Below are 19,691 nucleotides of genomic sequence, written 5' to 3'. Positions count from 1 at the left end.
GGTGAAAAAACTGGTGGCGCGCGGCGCGCTCAGGCCGCCATCAGGCTGCGGCCGAGCCAGTCGGCCTCGTCGCGCACGCCCGGCAGCGTGAAGAAGAAGCCGCCGCCGATGGGCCGGATGTATTCCTCGAGCGGCTCGCCGTCGAGGCGCGTCTGCACCGCGATGAAGCCGTCCTCGAGGTTGGCCTGGTAGCAGATGAACAAGAGGCCCATCTCGAGCTGGCCCGACTTGGTGACGCCGTTCGAATAGTTGAAGGGCCGCCGCAGCATGAGGTTCTTGTCCGAAGCCCTGGTGCGCGGATTGGCCAGCCGGATGTGCGCGTCGAGCGGCGTGGTCTTGCCCTCGGGGTCCTTCGCGTAGTCGGGCACGTCGTGCTCGGTCCTGCCGCCGTCCATCGGTGCGCCCGTGGGCTTGAGCCGGCCCATGATTGCCTCCTGCTCCTGCAGCGGCGTGCGGTCCCAGCGCTCGACGAAGTTGCGGATGATGCGCACCGCCTGGTAGCTGCCGCCCACGGCCCAGGCCGGCTCGTCGCCGCCGGCCGGCACCCAGACGATGCGGTCCATCAGCGTGTCGTCGGCCGAATCGGGATTGGCCGAGCCGTCGCGAAAACCGAGGAAGTTGCGCGCGCTCTCGGCCGGCTTGCCGGGCACGGCCGGAATCGGCGGCACCGTGCCCTCCTGCTTCCAGTGCAGCACCAGCAGGTCGGGCGTGTTCTTGATGATGTCGCGCAGCGCGTGGATGTTGGTGTCGGGCGTGTTGGCGCAGAACTGGATCGACAGGTCGCCATGGCACAGCGCGGCATCGAGCGCGTCGTTCGGATGGCGCTGCATCTGGTTCAGCCGCTTCGGCTTCTTCGCGGCGAGGCCGAAACGCTCGTCGAACAGCGAGGTGCCGACCGAGACGGTGACGGTGAGCCCGTCGGGCTGCACCACCGGCCCGAGGATGCCCGAGCCCGCGGGCGGCAGCTTGGGATCGGGATCGGTCTGTGGGCCGCCCTGCGTGAGGAAGGCAATGCGCTCGGTCAGCGTGCGGAACAGGCGCTCGAGGTCGGCGCGGTTCTCGGCCAGCACGAAGAAGGAGGCGATCATGCCGGCCGTCGGCCGCGGCGTGACGATGCCGGCCTGGTGCCGGCCGCGGAAAGGCACGCGGTCCTGCGTGTGGGTGCTCTGCGGTGCGTCGGTGACCTGGGCGCCAGCGTCGGGCCCGTTGGGCGGGCCCGAGGGCGCGGCGGCATGCACGGCCGCGGCCAGTCCGGCGAAGGCGGCACCGGCCGCGCCGAGCATGCGGCGGCGGTGGGGGGAGGCGGGTGGCCCGTCGGTGGGGAGGGATTCGTTCTTCGTGGTCATGAGAGGTCGGTCGGCGGTAGCCTCATTCCAGGCCGAGCGCGGCATTCACCTTGGCCAGTTCCTCGGCCAGCGCGCGCACGGGTTCGGCCAGGGCCTTGCGCTGCGCCTCGTCGAGCGGCGCGGGCTTGAAGCCGTCGCCTTCGCGGTACGGCGCGAGCGCGGCGTCGAGGGCGGCGAAGCGTTCGTCCACGCTCTTCTGCAGCGCGGGCGCGGCCTTCACCAGCAGCGGCTGCAGCAGGTCGGCGATCTTCTTCGTGCCTTCGTAGCTGCCCTGCAGGTTCGCGAGTTCGGCATGGCCGTAGTGGTCCTCGCCGCCCGCGGGCAGGTTGTCGGCCACGCGGCGCAGCAGCTTCGAGGCCGAGCTCGCGAGCCGCTCGGGCGGCATGTTCAGGCCGCGCAGCCGCTCCTTGAGCACGCCGATGTCGGCGATCAGTTGCGCCACCACGGGCGCGAGCGGCTTCAGGTCGTTCTGGCCATACAGCGCGTACTCGATGCGGTGGAAGCCCGTGAAGCCGGCATCGGCCTCGCGCTTCTCGAAGTAGTCGGCGCGTGCGTTGATGCGCGTGTCGAGGTCGGCGAACAGCTCGGCCATCGGCTCGATGCGCTTGTAGGCCTGGTGCGCGGGCGCGTAGAGCGCCCTCGCCTGCCGCAGGTCGCCGGCCTGGACCGCGTCGGCCAGCGCGCGCACCGCGTCCTCGAGCGTGCCGGCCTCCAGGCGCAGGAAGGTCTGGTACTCGGCCAGCGCGCCCACGTAGTTGACCAGCGAGGGCCGCGCCGCCTCGGCCTCGGAGGCGGCCGAGGGCGTCACGCGCAGCTTGCCGCGCGGGTTGCTCAGCAGGCCGCAGGTGATCGCGAAATCGCCGGGCTGCAGCTTCACCGTCATGGTCTGCGAGAAGCCCGGCGCGATGTTCTCGCGCTCCTCCACCACCATCACGCCATCGAGGATCTCCCACTCGAGCGCGCGGTTCGACTGGTTGACGATGGTGAAGGTGGTGCGCCCGGCCGGCACCGTGATCTCGTTGGGCTCGCAGACATTGCCGCGGATCGTGACGGTGACCGCGTTGTCGGCGGCCTTCGGCGGCGCCTGGCGCGCATGGTTGGAGGCATACCAGAAGGCCGCGAGGCCGGCGAGCGCCAGCAGGGCCGACGCGGCGACCGCCGCGCGCATCAGGTTGGAAGAAGCGGCCTTGGGTTCGGGAGAGGAAGAGGACATCGAGGGGTTTCAGCCGGCCGCAGCCGCGCGCGGCGCCGGCACGGCCGGACGCAGGAAGAAGAACAGGGCGACGGCCAGGAAGGCCAGGTAGACGACGACCTCGCCCACCACGGGCGCGGCCTGGTAGCCGAGCAGGCCCGACAGCACGGCGCCCAGCGGGCTGTCCATCGGCAGGGTCTCGCTCATGTCGAAGACCACCGTCTGCAGGTGGTTCCAGACGCCGCCCTCGTGCAGCTTGCGCAGCACGCCGGCCAGCAGGCCCGCGGCCACCAGCAGGATGAACAGGCCGGTGAAGCGGAAGAAGCGCCGCAGGTCGAGCCGCACGCCGCCCGAATAGAGGCCGTAGCCGACCACCACCGACACCGCGATGCCGGCGAGCGCGCCCACGGGCGCTTCCCAGCCGCTGCTCTGCTGGAAGATCGCGAGCAGGAAGAACACCGACTCCAGGCCCTCGCGCGCGACCGCGAGGAACACCATGCCGATCAGCGCCCAGCCCTGGCCGTCCGAGCCCTTGGCGAGCGCCTGGTCGATCGAGGCCTGCAGCTCGCCCTTGATCGAGCGCGCGGCCTTGCGCATCCAGAACACCATCGAGGTCAGCATCACCACCGCGATCAGCCCGACCACGCCCTCGAACAGCTCCTGCTGCTTCTGCGGAAATTCGGCCGCGAGCAATTGCAGCCCGGCGCCCGCGAACAGCGACAGCGCGGTGGCCAGCAGCACGCCGACCCACACCGCGGGCATCAGCGCGCCGCGCCCGCTCTGCTTGAGGTAACTGGCGACGATGCCGACGATCAGCGCGGCTTCGATGCCTTCGCGCAGCATGATGAGAAAGGGGATGAGCATCGGCTTCGGAAATCAGGGCGAGAGGAGCCCTCCGGAACCGGCGCGATCAGCGGCGCTGCATGTCGGCTCCCCGGAGGAGCGGACGAGGATAACCCATCAAACAAGAACCATTCTCATCTGATGGGCTTTTCTTACCGAATGGTAATGAAAGCCCTGTGACAGGCAGGGTCAGACCGCCAGTTCGACGATGCGCGCGTCGACCGCCCCACCCTCGATCCGCAGCTCGGCGACCGCGATCGGCAGGCTGAAGCGCCGCGGCCCCGCGCTGCCCGGGTTCACGTAGAGCACGCCGCCGCGTTCCTCGATCCTGGGCTTGTGCGAATGGCCCGAGACCACCACGCGCACGCCGGCCGCGGCCGGGTCGATGGGCAGTTGCGCGAGATCGTGAATGGCATAGAGATGCACGCCGCCGAAGGCCACGCGCTCGGTCTCGGCAATGCCCTCGGCCCAGGCCTCGCGGTCGTTGTTGCCGCGCACCACGGTCAGCGGCGCGATCGCGCGCAGGGCCTCGAGGATGGCGGGACTGCCGATGTCGCCGCCGTGCACGATGAAGTCGCAGCCCTGCAAGGCGGCCACGGCCTGCGGGCGCAGCAGGCCGTGGGTGTCGGAGATCAGTCCGACCCGCGTCACCGGATCAGGCGGCCAGCAGTTGCCGCAGCACGAACGGCAGGATGCCGCCGTGCTTGTAGTAGTCGACCTCGATCGGCGTGTCGATGCGCAGGCGCACCGTCACCTCCTGGTGCGTGCCGTCGGGGCGGTGCACGACCAGCTTCACGTCCATCTGCGGCTTGAGCTCGCCGCCGATCACCACGTCGATCTGCTCGTCGCCCGTGAGGCCCAGGGTCTGCCAGGAATCGGCGCCGCGGAACTGCAGCGGCAGCACGCCCATGCCGACCAGGTTGGCGCGGTGGATGCGCTCGAAGCTGCGCGCCACCACGGCCTTGATGCCCAGCAGCTGCGTGCCCTTGGCGGCCCAGTCGCGCGACGAGCCGGTGCCGTACTCCTCGCCGCCGAACACCACCGTGGGCGTGCCCTGGGCGATGTACTTCATGGCCGCGTCGTAGATGAACATCTTCTCGTTGCCGGGCTGGAACAGCGTGACGCCGCCCTCCTCCTGCGTGCCGTTGGCGTCCGGCGGAATCATCAGGTTCTTGATGCGCACGTTGGCGAAGGTGCCGCGCATCATCACGTCGTGGTTGCCGCGGCGCGAGCCGTAGCTGTTGAAGTCGGCCTTGGGCACGCCGTGCGCCTTGAGCCAGATGCCCGCGGGCGAGCTTTCCTTGATCGAGCCGGCCGGCGAGATGTGGTCGGTGGTGATCGAGTCGCCGAACAGCGCCATGATGCGCGCGCCCTTGAAGCCCGCGTCCGAGGCATGCGGCTTCATCTTGAAGCCCTCGAAGAACGGCGGCTCGGCGATGTAGGTCGAGGTGGGCCAGTCGTAGACTTGGCCCGTGGTGCCCTTGATGCTGCTCCAGAACTTGCCCGGATCGGTCTTGACCTTGTCGTAGTTGGCGCGGAACGACTTGGCGTTCATCGCGAAGCGCAGGTTCTGGTCGATCTCCTTCGGCGTGGGCCAGATGTCGCCGAGGTAGACGTCCTTGCCGCCCTTGCCCTTGCCCACCGGCTGGGTCATCAGGTCGACCATCACGTTGCCCGCGATCGCGAAGGCCACCACCAGCGGCGGCGAGGCCAGGAAGTTGGCCTTGAGGTTCGGATGGATGCGCGCCTCGAAGTTGCGGTTGCCCGAGAGCACGGCCGCGCCGATCAGGTCGTTCTTGGTGATGATCTCGTTGATCTCGGGCGTGAGGTCGCCCGCGTTGCCGATGCAGGTGGTGCAGCCGTAGCCCGCGAGGTAGAAGCCCAGCTTCTCGAGGTAGGGCAGCAGGCCGGCCTTCTCGAGGTACTCGGTCACGATGCGCGAGCCGGGCGCCAGCGAGGTCTTGACGTGCGGCTTGACCGAGAGGCCGGCTTCCACCGCCTTCTTGGCCAACAGGCCCGCGGCCAGCATCACGCTCGGGTTCGAGGTGTTGGTGCACGAGGTGATGGCGGCGATCAGCACGTCGCCGTTGCCGATGGTCACCTCGCCCTTGGACTTGGACGGCGCCGCCGGCGCAGTGGCGCTCACGTGCGCGGCCGCCTTGGTCGTGCGGTTGGCCACCATCTCGACCAGGTCGCGCGGCGCGCCCGGCGCGGGCGCGGCGGTCTCCTCGTCGTTGCCGGCGCCGGCCGGCGCGAGCGGGTAGCGCAGCTTGAGCTTGTCGGCCGGCTGGTTGAAGCCGTTGGCGTCGTTGGGCTTGCTGTAGAGCTCGGAGAACTTGGTCGACAGGTGGCCCAGGTCGATACGGTCCTGCGGCCGCTTCGGACCGGCCAGGCTCGGCGAGACGGTGCCGAGGTCGAGGCGCACGACCTTGGTGTAATCGATGTCGCCGGGGTTGGGCATGCCGAACAGGCCCTGCGCCTTGTAGTAGGCCTCGAAGCGCTCGACCTCCTCCTTGGTGCGGCCCGTGCCCTCGAAGTAGGCGACGGTCATCTCGTCGACCGGGAAGAAGCCCATGGTGGCGCCGTACTCGGGCGCCATGTTGCCGATGGTGGCGCGGTCGGGCACGGCGATCGAGGCGGCGCCCGGGCCGAAGAACTCGACGAACTTGCCCACCACCTTCTCGGCGCGCAGGATCGCTGTGACGAACAGCACCAGGTCGGTGGCGGTCACGCCCTCGCGCAGCTTGCCGGTGAGCTCGAAGCCCACCACGTCGGGCGTGAGCATGTAGACCGGCTGGCCCAGCATCGCGGCCTCGGCCTCGATGCCGCCCACGCCCCAGCCGACCACGCCCACGCCGTTGATCATGGTGGTGTGGCTGTCGGTGCCGACCAGCGAGTCGGGGTAGTAGACCGGGACGTCGCCCTTGTCGTTCGGATTCGAATAGACGCCGCGCGCGAAGTACTCGAGGTTGACCTGGTGCACGATGCCGAAGCCCGGCGGCACGACGCGGAAGGTGTCGAAGGCCTGCATGCCCCACTTCATGAACTGGTAGCGCTCGTTGTTGCGCTGGAACTCGAGCTTCATGTTGAGGTCGAGCGCCTTGGGCGTGCCGTAGTAGTCGACCATCACCGAGTGGTCGACCACCAGGTCGACCGGCACCAGCGGCTCGATGGTCTTGGGCGACTTGCCGAGCTTGGCGGCCACGCTGCGCATGGCGGCCAGGTCGGCCAGCAGCGGCACGCCGGTGAAGTCCTGCAGCACCACGCGGGTCACGACGAAGGGGATCTCGTCGGTGCGCTCGGCGTTCGGCGCCCAGTGGGCCAGCTCCTCGACATGCTTGGCCGACACCTTCTGGCCGTCGCAATTGCGCAGCACCGACTCGAGCACGATGCGGATCGACACCGGCAGCCGATCGACGCTCGGGTGCTGCTTGGCCAGCTCCTTGAGGGACCAGTACTTGCCGGCCTTGCCCGATGCGGTCTTGAAGGTCTTGAGGGTGGACGCAAAGGCGTGAGCCGGTGCTTTGGCCATGTGTGGGACTCCTTGGGGAATGTGTTCGTGAAGCGCCTCAAAGGTTAGCAGGGATGAATGTCAATTGCTGTAGTCAGGCATCGCATCGGCGGGGGCAAAAGGCCATGGCGGCCATTGACAAAAAGGCCTCCCGCGTGGCCACGAAAAAGGCGCCCTCGCGGGGCGCCTCGGCAGTCTGCGGGCGGAAGGCGTTCAGGCCAGCGCCATCCGCGCCATCGGCCGGCTCGCGCGCAGCCCGCTCCATTGCAGCTCGGCCAGCACCAGCACGCACACCGCCTGCGCCAGCACCCAGGCCACGCCCAGCGCGGTCACCGGGAACAGGCCACCGGCCAGCAGGGCGGCGCAGGCCACGGCCCAGCCCAGGTTGCCGAGCATGACCACGCCGATCAGCGTGCGCGGCGGGGTGGCGCGGCTGGCCATGAAGGCGGCCGCGGCGGCATAGGCCAGCAGGAACACGCCGGTGCCCAGCAGCAGCGCGGCCGGCAGGCCGGTGAGACGGGCCAGGGTGTCGGTGAAAGCGACCTGCAGCGCGCCGGTGCCGGCGCAGGAGGCGGCGTCGGCCCACATCACGCGGGGCAGGAAACGCGGCGAGGCGAAGAGCGTGGAACGTGCGGTCATGAGGTTTCTCCTTCGGTTCGGGTGGTACGCCGCTGGACTGTCCTGCTGCGTTGGGGTCGATGATTCCGGGACCGGCGCACAGCGTCCATGACCTGCCAGGTCATGGCGATGCGCGGCCCGCGCGCCAGAATGCGGCCCCATGAACACCCCCCGCCCCCACCCCACGAAGCCCGGCCAGCCGGGCGCGCGCGATCCCTTCGGCGTGCACCTGCGGCACTGGCGCACGCACCGCCGCCTGAGCCAGCTCGACCTGGCACAGGAGGCCGAGGTCTCGACCCGGCACCTGAGCTACGTGGAAACCGGCCGCGCCGCCCCCAGCCGCGAGATGGTGCTGCGGCTGGCCGAGCGGCTGGACGTGCCGCTGCGCGAGCGCAATGCGCTGCTGGTGGCCGCGGGCTTCGCACCCATGTACCGCCAGCGCTCGCTCGACGACCCGGCCATGGCCTCGGCGCGCCGCGCGGTCGACCTGGTGCTCAAGGGGCACGAACCCTTTCCCGCGCTGGCGGTGGACCGCCACTGGAACCTGGTGGCCTACAACGCGCTGGTGCCGCTGTTGATGGAAGGCGCGTCGGTCGAGCTGGTGACGCCGCCGGTCAACGTGCTGCGCCTGAGCCTGCGGCCCGACGGGCTGGCCTCGCGCATCGCCAATCTCGCGCAATGGCGCGCCCACCTGCTCGAGCGGCTGCAGCAGCAGATCGCCGCCACCGGCGACCGCGTGCTGGTCGAGCTGCACGACGAACTCGCGGCCTACCCCGTGCCCCACGTCGGCCACGACACCCCGCCCGCGGGCGGCGAGCTGTCGGGCGTGGTGGTGCCGTTCCAGCTCGTGACGCCGAACGGCGTGCTGAGCTTCATCAGCACCACCACCATCTTCGGCACGCCGGTGGACATCACGTTGCAGGAACTCGCGGTGGAGTCGTTCTTTCCGGCCGATGCGCAGACGGCGGCGGCGCTGCCGGCCCTGGTTGCGCAGGCGAAGGCGCTGGCTGGCGCGGCGGGCTGAGCGCGCCCTCCCCCGCCTCGTCCTCGTCGCGCGCCTTCGGCCCGGGCACGTCGTCGACCTGGATCACCTTGTCGGCCGCGCGCAGATAGGCCAGCGCGAGCGCCGGATCGGCCGCCGTGCGGGCCGCGGCCTCGAGCGAGTTCGTGCGCCGCAGCACCTTGTTGAGCGCCGCGGTTTCCTCGCCAAGCCGGTCGCCGAGTTCCAGCGCGCTCATCAGGTCGCGCAGGCCGCCGGCCGCGGGTTCGCTGAGATCGGGTACCAGCCGGGCGACCACGTCGGGCCGGGTGCGCAGCGTCTCGGCCAGCGCCAGCAGCTGCACGTCGCGCAGCGGCGCCAGGTGCGCGGTGCGCCGCAGCACCAGCGCGCCGATGAAGCGCCGGCCCGGCGTGGGCAGGTTGGCATAGAGGTCGTGCAGGATCGCCGCCGCCTGGTCGAGCTGCACGCGGATCGCGGCCTGCGCGAAGGGCAGCATCTCGGGCGCCGCCTCCACGCCATAGCGCCAGACGCAGGCGCTCGCCAGGTACAGGTGGGCCAGCACGTCGCCCAGCCGCGCCGACAGCAGTTCCATGCGCTTGAGCTTGCCGCCGAGCATGCCCATGGCCAGGTCGGCGGTGAGCGCGTACTTGGCGCTCATGCGCGCGATCAGCCGGGCCTCGGGCGCCAGCGCCTCGGGCGGGCGGCCCAGCACCGGCGCGCCGAACAGGCTGTGCCAGAGGTTGCGCGCCACGTGCCCGCCATGCGCCATCAGCGCCTTGCCGAGCGCGGTCTCGTCGTTCGCCTGCACCGCGGCCATCTCGTCGAGCACATGCGGATGGCAGCGCACCGCGCCCTGGCCGAATACGATCAGCGCGCGCGTGAGGATGTTGGCGCCTTCCACCGTGATCGCGATCGGCGCCTGCCGGTAGGCCACGCCCAGCAGGTTCGAGGGGCCTGAAATGATGCCCTTGCCGCCGAGGATGTCCATGCCGTGGTTGACCGCGCGCCGGCCGGCCTCGGTCAGCTGCACCTTGAGGATCGCGCTCGCCACGCTGGGCCGCTCGCCGGCATCGAGCGCGCAGGCAGTGAAGCGGCGCGCGGCATCGCTCGCATAGAGCTCGGCCGACATCTGGGCCACCAGCCCCGCCACCGCGTGGAACTTGCCCACCGGCAGGCCGAACTGCTCGCGGATGCGACCATAGCCGTTGCTCACGAACAGCGCGGTCTGCTGCATCGCCGAGCCTAGCGCGGGCAGCGAGATGGCGCGGCCCGCGGCCAGGCACTCCATCAGCATGCGCCAGCCCTGGCCGACCTGCGGCTCGCCGCCGATCACCCAGTCCATCGGCACGAAGACCTGGCGGCCGTGGATCGGGCCGTTCATGAAGGCGCTGTCCATCGGGCGATGGCGCCGGCCGATCTCCATGCCCGCGTGCGGCACCGGGATCAGCGCGCAGGTGATGCCGAGATCGCGCTGGCCCTCGGGCCGGCTCTCGTCGACCGCGTGGAAGGCCAGGCCGACCACGGTGGCCACGGGCGCCAGCGTGATGTAGCGCTTGTCGAAGTCGACCAGGAAGCCGCGCGTTGGCCGGCCCTCGAACTCGCGCTCCACCAGCACGCCGCGGTCGGGGATCGAGGCGGCATCGGACCCCGCGTAGGGCGAGGTCAGGCCGAAGCACGGCAGCTCGCGGCCATCGGCCAGGCGCGGCAGGTAGTGCTGCTTCTGGCCGTCGGTGCCATAGCGCAGCAGCAGCTCGGCCGGACCGAGCGAGTTGGGCACCATCACCGTGACCGCCGTCGCGACGTTGACGGTGGCGATGCGCGCCACCACCGTCGCGTGGGCATGGTGGCCGAAGCCCAGGCCGCCGAATTCCTCGGGAATGATCATCCCGAAGAAGCGCTGCTCGCGCAGGTAGCGCCACACCTCGGGCGAGAGGTCCTTCGCCTCGTCGATCGCATGGTCGTCGAGCATCGCGCACAGCGTGCGCACCTCGCGGTCGATGAAGGCCTGTTCGCGCTCGGTCAGGCGGTTGGGCCCGAAGGCGGCGAGCGCGTCGAAATCGGGGCGGCCGGCGAACAGTTGGCCTTCGAAGCCGACGGTGCCCGCTTCGAGCGCGGCGCGTTCGGTGTCGCCCAGCGGCGGCAGTGCCTTCGAGAAAGGCTTCATGGCCCAGCGGCCGATCAACGAGGCCAGCGGCATGCGTGTCTCCTTCGCCGCGAGGCAGGCGCGCGGCGCTCGACCATGGTGCGACCGGGGCGGCCCTGGCCCGGCCGGCCGAGGGCGACCGCGCGTGTCGGAGACGGGCTCGCATTCCAGGCGCTCCGCAACGCTTGACCCTCCACCCGGTGGAGACGCTACAACCCGCCCATGAACGTCAAACGACTGCTTTCCATCGGCGAGATCGCCAAGCTCAGCGGCGTGTCGGTGCGGCGCATCCGGTTCTATTCGGACGCGGGCCTGCTGCCGCCCGCGGCGCGCAGCGAGGCCAACTACCGCGGCTACACCCACGACGACGTGGCGCGGCTGGACCTGATCCGTTCGCTGCGCGACGCGGGCATCGGGATCGAGACCGTCGGGCGGACGCTGTCGGATCGGCTGTCGCTCACCGACGTTCTGACGATCCGCCTCCAGGCCCTGGAAGCGGAAATCGCTTCCCGCCGCCGCATCGCCGCCGTGCTGCGCGCGACGCTGGCCGACGAGAAGCAGCCCACCGAAACCTCGCTACGGAGACTCTGGACCGTGACCACCCTTTCGAACACCCGCGTTCGCCAGACCATCGAGAACTTCTACGACCAGGTGGCCGCCGGCGCCCGCATGGGCGACGACTGGAAGCGCCAGATGGTCGATGCCGCCACGCCCGAGCTGCCGGCCGAACCCACGCCCGCGCAGATCGACGCCTGGACCGAACTGGCCGCCATGCTCGGCGACCAGGCCTTCATCGCGAGCATGCGCGCCGAGGCGGCCGGCATGTGGAATGGCGAATTCGATCCCGCCGCCTATGCGCAAGCGGCCAACGCCACACTGGCCCGCGTGCGCGCCGCGCTCGCCGCGCGCACCGAGCCCGCGTCGGAAACCGGCCGGGCCATCGCGCAGGACTGGCTCGCGGCCTCGGCGAATGCCATGCGCCGCGCGCCCGACGCGGAATTTCTCGCCTGGCATCTGGGGCAATACCGCAAGCACCACGCGCGCTCGGCGCGCTACCAGGAACTGATGGCCGTGCTGCGCGGCGAGGATGCCGGCACGGCCGCCGCGCAGGGCACCGAGTGGCGCTGGATCCACGAGGCAATGACGCCGCTGCTCGGCGCCGCGGCCTGAGCGGCAAGCGCGCGGCTCAGCGCCGCTTCGGCGCCTGCTGCGCGGCCGGTGCCGCCGGTGCGGGCGCCGCTTGCGGCGCGGCCGCCGCAGCCGCCGGGTCGCGCCAGCCGTATTCGACATAGCGCCGGATCACCAGGCAGCCCGGCGGCGAATCGATCAGCGACACCGACGAGGTCGGCTCCTTGTCGTCGGTGTAGACCGTGTAGACCGGCAGCAGCTTGGTCGCACGGTAGTTCGGCAGCTCCTGCTGGGCGATGCTCGCGCAGGTGAACGGCGCCACCGAGATGCGCTCGGCCGCCACGGTGCAGCTGCCGCCGTCGTCGGGGATCGCGGTGATCGAGCCCGCCACGCCGGCATTCGGGAACTCGATGCCGATCAGCGAGAACACCGGGCCGCTGTCGGGGCGCTTGCGGTCCCAGTCGAGCAGCACGTCGTGGCTGCGGCTGCCCTGCACGGTCAGCGACGACAGCCGCGTGATCGCCGGCAGGCAGCGCTTGACGCCCACGCTGGCGGCCGCGCGCGTGAGGGTGTCCTGCGGCGGCGCGGGCGGTGCCTGGGGCACGAGCACGCCCTGCGCGAAGGCGGTGGCCGTCAGGGTGCAGGCCGCGGCGCACAACAGCAGGCGGCGGATCGGAAGCGAGGTCGGGGTCATGGCCATACGTTCTTCGGGAGTTCGCGTTCAGGCGTAGAGCGCCTCGATCGCGGCGGTGTAGATGCGCACGTTCTCCTCGCCTTCGGGGTCCAGCCGCTCGAGCAGCGCCCGCGCGCGCTCGCGGTAGTTGGGCAGGTCGGCGTCGTGCTCGGCGAAGGCGCGCCGCAGCGCCCGGCCGCCGTCCTCGCAGTCGAAGCCCTGGTAGCGGTAGCCGCAGTCGCCGATCAGGTGCGAGTTGTGCACCAGCGGATAGCCGCCGTACAGCGCCTCGTAGTAGAGGTAGTTCTGGCCGTTCTCCCAGTGGTGCGCGAACACGCAGTCGACATTGGGCGGCACCACCTGGTAGACCGGGAAGCGCCCCTCGAACGAGGCCAGCCCGTGCTGCACCAGGTCCAGGCTCTGGGCGAAGCCGACGAACAGCGGCTTCTCGCGCAGGTGGAAGCTGTTGTAGACCCACAAGCGCTCGATCAGGTCGGGCTGCGCGCGATGCGCCGCCTCGCAGCCCAGCATCGGGATGAAGCTGGTCTTCACCATGCAGATGTTGGGCTCGAAGATCGCCACGCGCCAGTGCCGACGCCCGGGCTCGTAGGCGAAGGGCTTGCCGCCGCCGCTGCGCGCCAGGGCGCGCTCGAGCACCATAGGGCTCCACAGGTGCGGCATCAGGCGCACCGGCGTGCGGAAGGCGGCCTCGAAATAGGGTTTGCAGGTGGCCTCGTACTCGGGCAGCGTCCAGACCTCGTTGTAGGGCGCGAGCGTCAGCAGCAGGCCGTGCGGCTTGTCGAAGATCATGCGCTCGATGTCGATCACGTAGTCGTTGCCCACGCGCATCGACACGATCTTGCCGCCGCGCTCGCGGAAGGCCACGGCCCAGTCGCGCCCGAGCTGCGCGCTCATCTCGATCATCACGTCGAGTTCCTGCGCGGCGGTCGCCATGTCGATGATCGGCACCGGCGAATCGGCCAGGAAGCCGGCCGCATCGGCCGGCGCGCCGTCGCCGCCGCCGGCCACGAGCACCGTGCTGGCCACGCGCGGCGAGCGCAGCAGCAGCATCACGAGAAACAGGCAGTTCTGGTAGACGCCGTTCTCCCACAGGCTCTGCTCGCCCTTGCGGATGAAGATCGAGACGCCGACGCGCAGCTTGTCGGGCACGGCGTTCATCGCGCGGCACCTCCGGCGCGGAAGCTCGCATCGCCGCCCACCAGCTGCAGCAGCCGCTGCGCATAGCCCTCGACGTTGGCGCTCGCCAGCGGATCGAGCGCGTCGAACACGCGCTGCGAGCGGGCCCTGTAGTCGTCGAGTTGCGCGTCGTGATGGCGTGCCGCGTTCAGCAACTGCTCGACGCCGGCGCCGACCTCGAAGCCCGGGTAGTAATAGCCCGCGTCACGCAACCAGGGCGAGTTGTGCACCAGCGGGTAGTTGCCGTAGAGCGCGTCGAGGTAGCTGTAGTTCTGGTCGTTCTGCCACTGGTGCGACACCACCGCGTCGGCGTACTGCACCATGAAGCCCGCGAAGTCGTGCCGGCCATGGAAGATCGCCTTGTGCTCGCGCACGATGTCGAGCGAGTTCGCCAGGTAGAGCATGGTCGGGTGGTCCTTCATGTGCAGCGTGTTGAGCGCATGCATCCAGTTCACCGCCTTCGGGTCGGCGCGGTAGGCGCCGTCGCAGATCAGCATCGGCAAGGTGCCTGCCTTCACCACCGAGATGTTGGGTTCGAAGATCGCCACCCGGAAGCCCGGCTGCTCGGCCGTGCGCGGCACGTAGCCGAAACGGAAGCCCGCCGCCTCGACCTCGGTCACGCGCTGCGCGAGGAACTCGGGGGACCAGAGATAGGGCACCACGTGCACCGGGCAGCGGTTGTACACGCGCATCATCGGTGCGAAGGCCTGGTCCTTGGGCAGCAGCCAGACCTCGTCGCAGCGGTCGGGCCGGCTGAAGTGGCCCTTGTCGGAGAAGAGGATCGGCTCGGCCAGCGACACGAAGGGCTGGCCCACGCAGTGGAACACCACGCGCCCGCCGCGGGCCCGGAAATACGACAGCCACGAGACCTCGAGCGCGCCCGCCATCTCGAACACCACGTCGAGCGCATCGGTGAGTTCGCGCGCCCGGCCGATGGCGAGCCCGCGCGCCGCGAGGTCGACCTGCGGCGGCATCGCCGACTGGTCGCCCGCGTCGATCAGCGTGACCGACTCCACGAACGGGATCTGCTGCAGCAGCCGGGCCAGGAACAGCACGTTCTGCCCCATGCCGTTCTCCCAGATGTTCTGGCCGGCGTGGGTGAGGACTGAAATACCGATGCGCATGGGCAGCGAGTGTCCCTCAAAAAAGGAAGGCCCCCGCGCCTGGGGCGCGGGAGCCTTCGAGGGGGCTTTTCTCTCCCTGTGACTTACTTCCACTTCCAGCCGATGCCGGCGTTGATGCCCCACTCCTTGCCCGTGGTCGAGAGGCCCGCGCCCCAGGACATCTTGCCGTCGTCCGACAGGGCCTTGAAGGTCAGCGCCACCGCGCTGTAGCCCTTGTAGCTGCCGAAGCCCACGCCCACGGTCTTCTCGCCGGGGTAGAGCGTCGGCAGGTAGGTGCCCGACATCGCGAACGCCATCGCCGTGCCCGAGTAGGCGACGCGCGCCACGTCGCCGATCTGGTTGCGCACGTCGGTCAGCTGCTGCACGTTGACCGCGTCGCCCGGCAGGATGCCCGGTGCCACGTTGCTGATGCGCGTGCCGCCCGCCGCCTGGCCGGCGCCCAGCGTGATCTGGTTGTAGTTGACCGACCCGTCGGGGTTGGTCTCGTACTGCACGCTGCTGGCCTTCGAAGCCGCCGAGGCCGCCTTCAGCTGCGCCACGTTGGTGGCGTCGCTGTCGGCCGAGCCCGCGGCCACGCCGGTGATCTGGCGGAACTGGCCGTTGGCCGCATCGCCGACCGACACCGCGCCCTGCGTGCTGGTGGTGGCCTTGATCGCCGCCTCCTGCGCCGCGGTGGCGCTGCCTGGCACGTAGCCGGCCACGCCCGCGCCCCTGGAAGCCACCGAGCCCGAGCCCAGGGCCACGCCGCCGGTCTGCTGGACCACCGCGTTGAAGCCGACGGCCGTGCCGTTCGAGACGTTGGACGCCGCGCTCCTCGAGGTGCCGCCCGCATCCGCGCCGTCGCCGATCGCGACGCCCTTGCCGCCCGCGCTGGCGCCCGCACCGATCGCCTGCGAACCGGTGGCCAGTGCCCCGGTACCGATCGCGATCGCGTTGGTGCCCGTGGCCTGCGCCCCGAAGCCCACCGCCACCGCGCCGTCGGCCGTCGCCTTCGCGCCGTTGCCCGCGGCGAAGGAGTTCGCGCCGCTGGCCACCGATTGCGGTCCGATCGCCACCGACTCCTGGCCGATGGCCTGCGAGTCGCCTGCCGTCGAGTTGGCGTGGAAGTACTTCGTGCCGTTGTTGTAGATGTTGGTGACGGTGCTGTTGGTGGTGCTCAACCCCGTCGACAGGCTGCCGATGCCGCTGACCGACCCGCTGATGCTCGTCGACAGGCTGCTGAGGTTGCTGTTCGTCGTGCTCAGCCCGCTCGACAGGCTGCCGATGCCGCTGGTGACGGTGCTCAGGCCGGTCGAGGTCGAGGTCGACAGGCTGGAGACGTTGCTGTTCGTCGTGCTCAGGCCCGACGACAGGCTGCCGATGTTGCTGGTCGCGGTGCTCAGGCCGGTCGACAGGCTGCTGATGCTGCTCGTGGCCGTGCTCAGACCGGTCGAGGTGGACGTCGACAGGCTGTTGATGCTGCTGGTCGCCGTGCTCAGCCCGCTCGACGTGGACGTCGACAGGCTGTTGATGCTGCTCGTCGCCGTGCTCAGGCCGCTCGAGGTGGATGTCGACAGGCTGTTGATGCTGCTCGTTGCCGTGCTCAGGCCGCTCGAGGTGGACGTCGACAGGCTGCCGATGCTGCTCGTCGCCGTGCTCAGCCCGCTCGACGTGGACGTCGACAGGCTGCTCACGGTGCTGTTCGTCGTGCTCAGGCCGATCGACAGGCTGCCGATGCCGCTGCTCACGGTGCTCAGGCCCACCGACAGGCTGCCGATGGAGCTGGTCGCCGTGCTCAGGCCGGTCGAGGTCGAGGTCGAGAGGCTGTCGATGTTGCTCGTGGCGGTGCTGAGACCCGTGGAGGTCGAGGTCGACAGGCTGTCGATGCTGCTCGTGGCGGTGCTGAGGCCGGTCGACGTGGAGGTCGAAAGGCTGCCGATCGAGCTCGTCGCCGTGCTGAGGCCAGTCGACGTCGAGGTCGAGAGGCTGCTGACGCCGCTGGTGGCGGTGCTCAGGCCGGTGGACAGGCTGTCGATGCTGCTCGTGGCGGTGCTGAGGCCGGTCGACATGGACGTGGACAGGCTGCCGATGGAGCTCGTCGCGGTACTCAGGCCGGTCGACAGGCTGCCGATGCTGCTGGTCGCAGTGCTCAGGCCCGTGGAGGTCGACGTGGACAAGCTGCCGATGGAGCTCGTTGCCGTGCTCAAACCGGTCGACGTGGACGTGGACAGGCTGCCGATGGAACTCGTCGCCGTGCTCAGACCCGTGGACGTCGAAGTCGACAGGCTACCGATAGCGCTGGTGGCAGTGCTCAGACCGGTCGAGGTCGAAGTGGACAGGCTGTCGATGGAGCTCGTCGCCGTGCTCAGGCCGGTCGACAGGCTGCCGATGCTGCTGGTCGCAGTGCTCAGGCCCGTGGAGGTCGACGTCGACAAGCTGCCGATGGAGCTCGTTGCCGTGCTCAAGCCAGTCGACGTGGAAGTCGAAAGGCTGCCGATGCTGCTCGTGGCGGTGCTCAGGCCCGTCGAGGTAGACGTGGACAAGCTGCCGATCGAACTCGTCGCCGTGCTGAGGCCGGTAGACGTCGAGGTCGAGAGGCTGTCGATGCTACTCGTGGCGGTGCTCAGACCCGTCGAGGTTGACGTGGACAAGCTACCGATCGAACTCGTCGCAGTGCTTAGACCCGTCGACGTCGACGTGGACAAGCTACCGATCGAACTCGTCGCCGTGCTGAGGCCGGTAGACGTCGAGGTCGAGAGGCTGCCGATGCTGCTGGTCGCTGTGCTCAGGCCCGTCGAAGTGGACGTGGACAGGCTACCGATCGAGCTCGTCGCTGTGCTCAAACCGGTCGACGTGGACGTCGACAGGCTGCCGATAGAGCTGGTGGCCGTGCTCAGCCCCGTCGAGGTCGACGTGGACAAACTGCCGATGGAGCTCGTCGCGGTGCTCAGGCCGGTCGACGTGGAAGTCGACAGGCTATCGATGCTGCTCGTGGCGGTGCTCAGGCCCGTCGAGGTCGAGGTGGACAAGCTACCGATCGAACTCGTTGCCGTGCTCAGCCCCGTCGAAGTCGATGTGGACAAGCTACCGATCGAACTCGTTGCGGTGCTCAAACCAGTCGACGTCGAAGTCGAGAGACTGTCGATGCCGCTCGTGGCCGTGCTCAGGCCCGTCGAAGTCGACGTGGACAAGCTGTCGATGGAGCTCGTTGCCGTGCTGAGGCCAGTGGACGTCGATGTCGACAGGCTGCCAATGCTGCTCGTGACCGTGCTCAGACCGGTCGAGGTCGATGTGGACAGGCTACCGATCGAGCTCGTTGCCGTGCTCAGGCCAGTCGACGTCGAAGTCGAGAGGCTGTCGATGCTGCTGGTCGCCGTGCTCAAGCCGGTCGATGTCGATGTGGACAGGCTGCCAATCGAGCTCGTGGCGGTGCTCAGGCCCGTCGATGTCGAGGTCGACAAGCTACCAATGGAACTCGTCGCAGTGCTCAAGCCGGTGGATGTCGAGGTCGACAGGCTGTCGATGCCGCTGGTGGCCGTGCTCAAGCCAGTCGAGGTCGAAGTCGACAGGCTGTCGATGCTGCTGGTCGCGGTGCTCAGGCCGGTAGAGGTCGACGTGGACAGGCTACCGATCGAGCTCGTTGCAGTGCTCAGGCCGGTCGAAGTCGATGTCGACAAGCTATCGATGCTGCTGGTCGCCGTGCTCAGACCCGTAGAGGTCGATGTGGACAAGCTGCCGATGGAGCTCGTTGCCGTGCTCAACCCCGTCGACGTAGAGGTCGACAGGCTGCCAATGCTGCTCGTGGCAGTGCTCAGACCGGTCGAGGTCGAGGTGGACAAGCTGTCGATGGAGCTCGTCGCCGTGCTGAGGCCAGTTGACGTCGAAGTGGACAGGCTGCCGATCGAGCTCGTTGCCGTGCTCAAACCGGTCGACGTGGACGTCGACAGGCTATCGATGCTGCTGGTTGCGGTGCTCAGGCCCGTCGAGGTCGACGTGGACAGGCTGCCGATCGAACTCGTTGCTGTGCTCAAACCGGTCGACGTGGACGTCGACAGGCTGCCAATGCTGCTCGTGGCGGTGCTCAGACCCGTCGAGGTCGACGTGGACAGGCTGTCGATGGAGCTTGTTGCCGTGCTGAGGCCAGTAGACGTCGAGGTCGAGAGACTGTCGATGCTGCTCGTCGCAGTGCTCAGGCCCGTGGAGGTTGAGGTGGACAAGCTACCGATGGAGCTTGTCGCTGTGCTCAAGCCCGTAGAGGTCGAAGTCGACAAACTGTCAATAGAGCTCGTTGCCGTGCTCAGGCCAGTGGACGTCGAGGTCGAGAGGCTGCCAATGCTGCTCGTGGCCGTGCTCAGCCCAGTCGACGTCGAAGTCGAGAGGCTATCGATGCTGCTCGTCGCGGTACTCAGGCCCGTAGAGGTCGAGGTGGACAGGCTACCGATCGAACTCGTCGCCGTGCTGAGGCCAGTAGACGTCGAAGTCGACAGGCTATCGATGCTACTCGTGGCGGTGCTGAGACCGGTCGAAGTCGACGTGGACAGGCTACCGATCGAGCTCGTTGCCGTGCTCAGGCCCGTCGACGTGGAGGTCGACAGACTGCCGATGCTGCTCGTGGCCGTGCTCAAACCGGTCGACGTCGAGGTCGACAAGCTGTCGATGCTGCTGGTCGCCGTGCTCAAGCCGGTCGACGTCGATGTGGACAGGCTGCCGATCGAGCTCGTTGCCGTGCTCAGACCCGTCGACGTCGAAGTCGAGAGGCTATCGATGCTGCTCGTCGCGGTGCTCAGGCCCGTAGAGGTCGAGGTGGACAGGCTACCGATCGAACTCGTTGCCGTGCTCAGGCCAGTCGACGTCGAAGTCGACAGGCTATCGATGCTGCTCGTCGCGGTGCTCAGACCCGTCGAAGTCGACGTGGACAGGCTGCCGATCGAACTCGT

At 69.2% G+C, this 19,691-nt stretch carries 13 protein-coding genes and 1 pseudogene; 2 read left to right on the top strand and 12 right to left on the bottom strand.

Features of this window, described 5'->3' with window-relative positions; all coding sequences use genetic code 11:
- Nucleotides 1-29: 29 nt before the first annotated feature.
- The 6 genes from efeB to AC07RM_RS29400 form a co-directional block, all read right to left on the bottom strand.
- Nucleotides 30-1,346, bottom strand: coding sequence for an iron uptake transporter deferrochelatase/peroxidase subunit (gene efeB, locus AC07RM_RS29425; protein ID WP_495336772.1), 1,317 nt, complete (start codon nt 1,344-1,346; stop codon nt 30-32).
- Between the two features lie 22 nt (nt 1,347-1,368).
- Nucleotides 1,369-2,559, bottom strand: coding sequence for an iron uptake system protein EfeO (gene efeO / locus AC07RM_RS29420; protein ID WP_495336770.1), 1,191 nt, complete (start codon nt 2,557-2,559; stop codon nt 1,369-1,371).
- A 9-nt stretch (nt 2,560-2,568) separates the two neighbouring features.
- Nucleotides 2,569-3,402: an iron uptake transporter permease EfeU gene (gene efeU, locus AC07RM_RS29415; RefSeq protein ID WP_093348815.1), complete on the bottom strand. Its 834-nt coding sequence runs from the start codon at nt 3,400-3,402 to the stop codon at nt 2,569-2,571.
- Nucleotides 3,403-3,570: 168 nt separating this feature from the next.
- Nucleotides 3,571-4,032, bottom strand: coding sequence for a metallophosphoesterase family protein (locus tag AC07RM_RS29410; protein WP_495336769.1), 462 nt, complete (start codon nt 4,030-4,032; stop codon nt 3,571-3,573).
- Nucleotides 4,033-4,036: 4 nt separating this feature from the next.
- Complete coding sequence (locus AC07RM_RS29405; RefSeq protein WP_495317220.1) at nt 4,037-6,913, bottom strand: aconitate hydratase; 2,877 nt, start codon at nt 6,911-6,913, stop codon at nt 4,037-4,039.
- A 192-nt stretch (nt 6,914-7,105) separates the two neighbouring features.
- Nucleotides 7,106-7,531 carry a hypothetical protein gene (locus AC07RM_RS29400; protein WP_398498891.1) on the bottom strand — a complete coding sequence of 142 codons (426 nt, stop codon included), beginning with the start codon at nt 7,529-7,531 and terminating at the stop codon, nt 7,106-7,108.
- 139 nt (nt 7,532-7,670) lie between these two features.
- On the opposite strand from AC07RM_RS29400, the gene AC07RM_RS29395 reads away from it, so the two are divergent.
- Nucleotides 7,671-8,534: a helix-turn-helix domain-containing protein gene (locus tag AC07RM_RS29395; RefSeq protein WP_495336768.1), complete on the top strand. Its 864-nt coding sequence runs from the start codon at nt 7,671-7,673 to the stop codon at nt 8,532-8,534.
- Here AC07RM_RS29395 and AC07RM_RS29390 read toward each other — a convergent pair.
- The gene (locus tag AC07RM_RS29390) at nt 8,422-10,707 is read right to left on the bottom strand and encodes an acyl-CoA dehydrogenase (RefSeq protein WP_495336767.1); all 2,286 of its coding nucleotides are present in this window, start codon (nt 10,705-10,707) and stop codon (nt 8,422-8,424) included. The two genes, AC07RM_RS29395 and AC07RM_RS29390, sit on opposite strands and share 113 nt — an antisense overlap.
- A gap of 168 nt (nt 10,708-10,875) precedes the next feature.
- Between AC07RM_RS29390 and AC07RM_RS29385 the strand changes: the two genes are divergently transcribed.
- Nucleotides 10,876-11,823 carry a helix-turn-helix domain-containing protein gene (locus tag AC07RM_RS29385; protein WP_495336766.1) on the top strand — a complete coding sequence of 316 codons (948 nt, stop codon included), beginning with the start codon at nt 10,876-10,878 and terminating at the stop codon, nt 11,821-11,823.
- 16 nt (nt 11,824-11,839) lie between these two features.
- On the opposite strand, the gene AC07RM_RS29380 is transcribed toward AC07RM_RS29385, so the two are convergent.
- The 5 genes and pseudogenes from AC07RM_RS29380 to AC07RM_RS29360 all read right to left on the bottom strand — a co-directional run.
- On the bottom strand, nt 11,840-12,475 hold the full coding sequence (locus tag AC07RM_RS29380) for a hypothetical protein (RefSeq protein ID WP_256222767.1): 636 nt from the start codon (nt 12,473-12,475) through the stop codon (nt 11,840-11,842).
- 27 nt (nt 12,476-12,502) lie between these two features.
- Nucleotides 12,503-13,633 carry a DUF2827 domain-containing protein gene (locus tag AC07RM_RS29375; protein ID WP_490877338.1) on the bottom strand — a complete coding sequence of 377 codons (1,131 nt, stop codon included), beginning with the start codon at nt 13,631-13,633 and terminating at the stop codon, nt 12,503-12,505.
- Nucleotides 13,630-14,775 carry a DUF2827 domain-containing protein gene (locus AC07RM_RS29370; protein WP_495336765.1) on the bottom strand — a complete coding sequence of 382 codons (1,146 nt, stop codon included), beginning with the start codon at nt 14,773-14,775 and terminating at the stop codon, nt 13,630-13,632. The genes AC07RM_RS29375 and AC07RM_RS29370 overlap by 4 nt, the downstream gene beginning before the upstream one ends.
- 83 nt (nt 14,776-14,858) lie before the next feature.
- Nucleotides 14,859-15,269: a YadA-like family protein gene (locus tag AC07RM_RS29365; protein ID WP_495336813.1), complete on the bottom strand. Its 411-nt coding sequence runs from the start codon at nt 15,267-15,269 to the stop codon at nt 14,859-14,861.
- Nucleotides 15,270-15,275: 6 nt separating this feature from the next.
- Nucleotides 15,276-19,565: pseudogene (locus AC07RM_RS29360) on the bottom strand (ESPR-type extended signal peptide-containing protein); the annotation flags it as partial.
- Nucleotides 19,566-19,691 lie beyond the last annotated feature (126 nt).

Source organism: Variovorax sp. GW821-FHT09B05, assembly GCF_059418265.1.
The sequence above is the reverse complement of the archived record's forward strand: the minus strand, read 5'-3'. Positions and strand labels throughout refer to the sequence as shown.

Coding starts and splice junctions, on each gene's coding strand:
- AC07RM_RS29370 (WP_495336765.1), bottom strand. CDS start 14,775: ATGCGCATCGGTATTTCAGTCCTCACCCACGCCGGCCAGAACATCTGG.
- AC07RM_RS29375 (WP_490877338.1), bottom strand. CDS start 13,633: ATGAACGCCGTGCCCGACAAGCTGCGCGTCGGCGTCTCGATCTTCATC.
- AC07RM_RS29385 (WP_495336766.1), top strand. CDS start 10,876: ATGAACGTCAAACGACTGCTTTCCATCGGCGAGATCGCCAAGCTCAGC.
- AC07RM_RS29405 (WP_495317220.1), bottom strand. CDS start 6,913: ATGGCCAAAGCACCGGCTCACGCCTTTGCGTCCACCCTCAAGACCTTC.
- AC07RM_RS29380 (WP_256222767.1), bottom strand. CDS start 12,475: ATGACCCCGACCTCGCTTCCGATCCGCCGCCTGCTGTTGTGCGCCGCG.
- efeO (WP_495336770.1), bottom strand. CDS start 2,559: ATGTCCTCTTCCTCTCCCGAACCCAAGGCCGCTTCTTCCAACCTGATG.
- efeB (WP_495336772.1), bottom strand. CDS start 1,346: ATGACCACGAAGAACGAATCCCTCCCCACCGACGGGCCACCCGCCTCC.
- efeU (WP_093348815.1), bottom strand. CDS start 3,402: ATGCTCATCCCCTTTCTCATCATGCTGCGCGAAGGCATCGAAGCCGCG.
- AC07RM_RS29395 (WP_495336768.1), top strand. CDS start 7,671: ATGAACACCCCCCGCCCCCACCCCACGAAGCCCGGCCAGCCGGGCGCG.
- AC07RM_RS29400 (WP_398498891.1), bottom strand. CDS start 7,531: ATGACCGCACGTTCCACGCTCTTCGCCTCGCCGCGTTTCCTGCCCCGC.
- AC07RM_RS29390 (WP_495336767.1), bottom strand. CDS start 10,707: ATGCCGCTGGCCTCGTTGATCGGCCGCTGGGCCATGAAGCCTTTCTCG.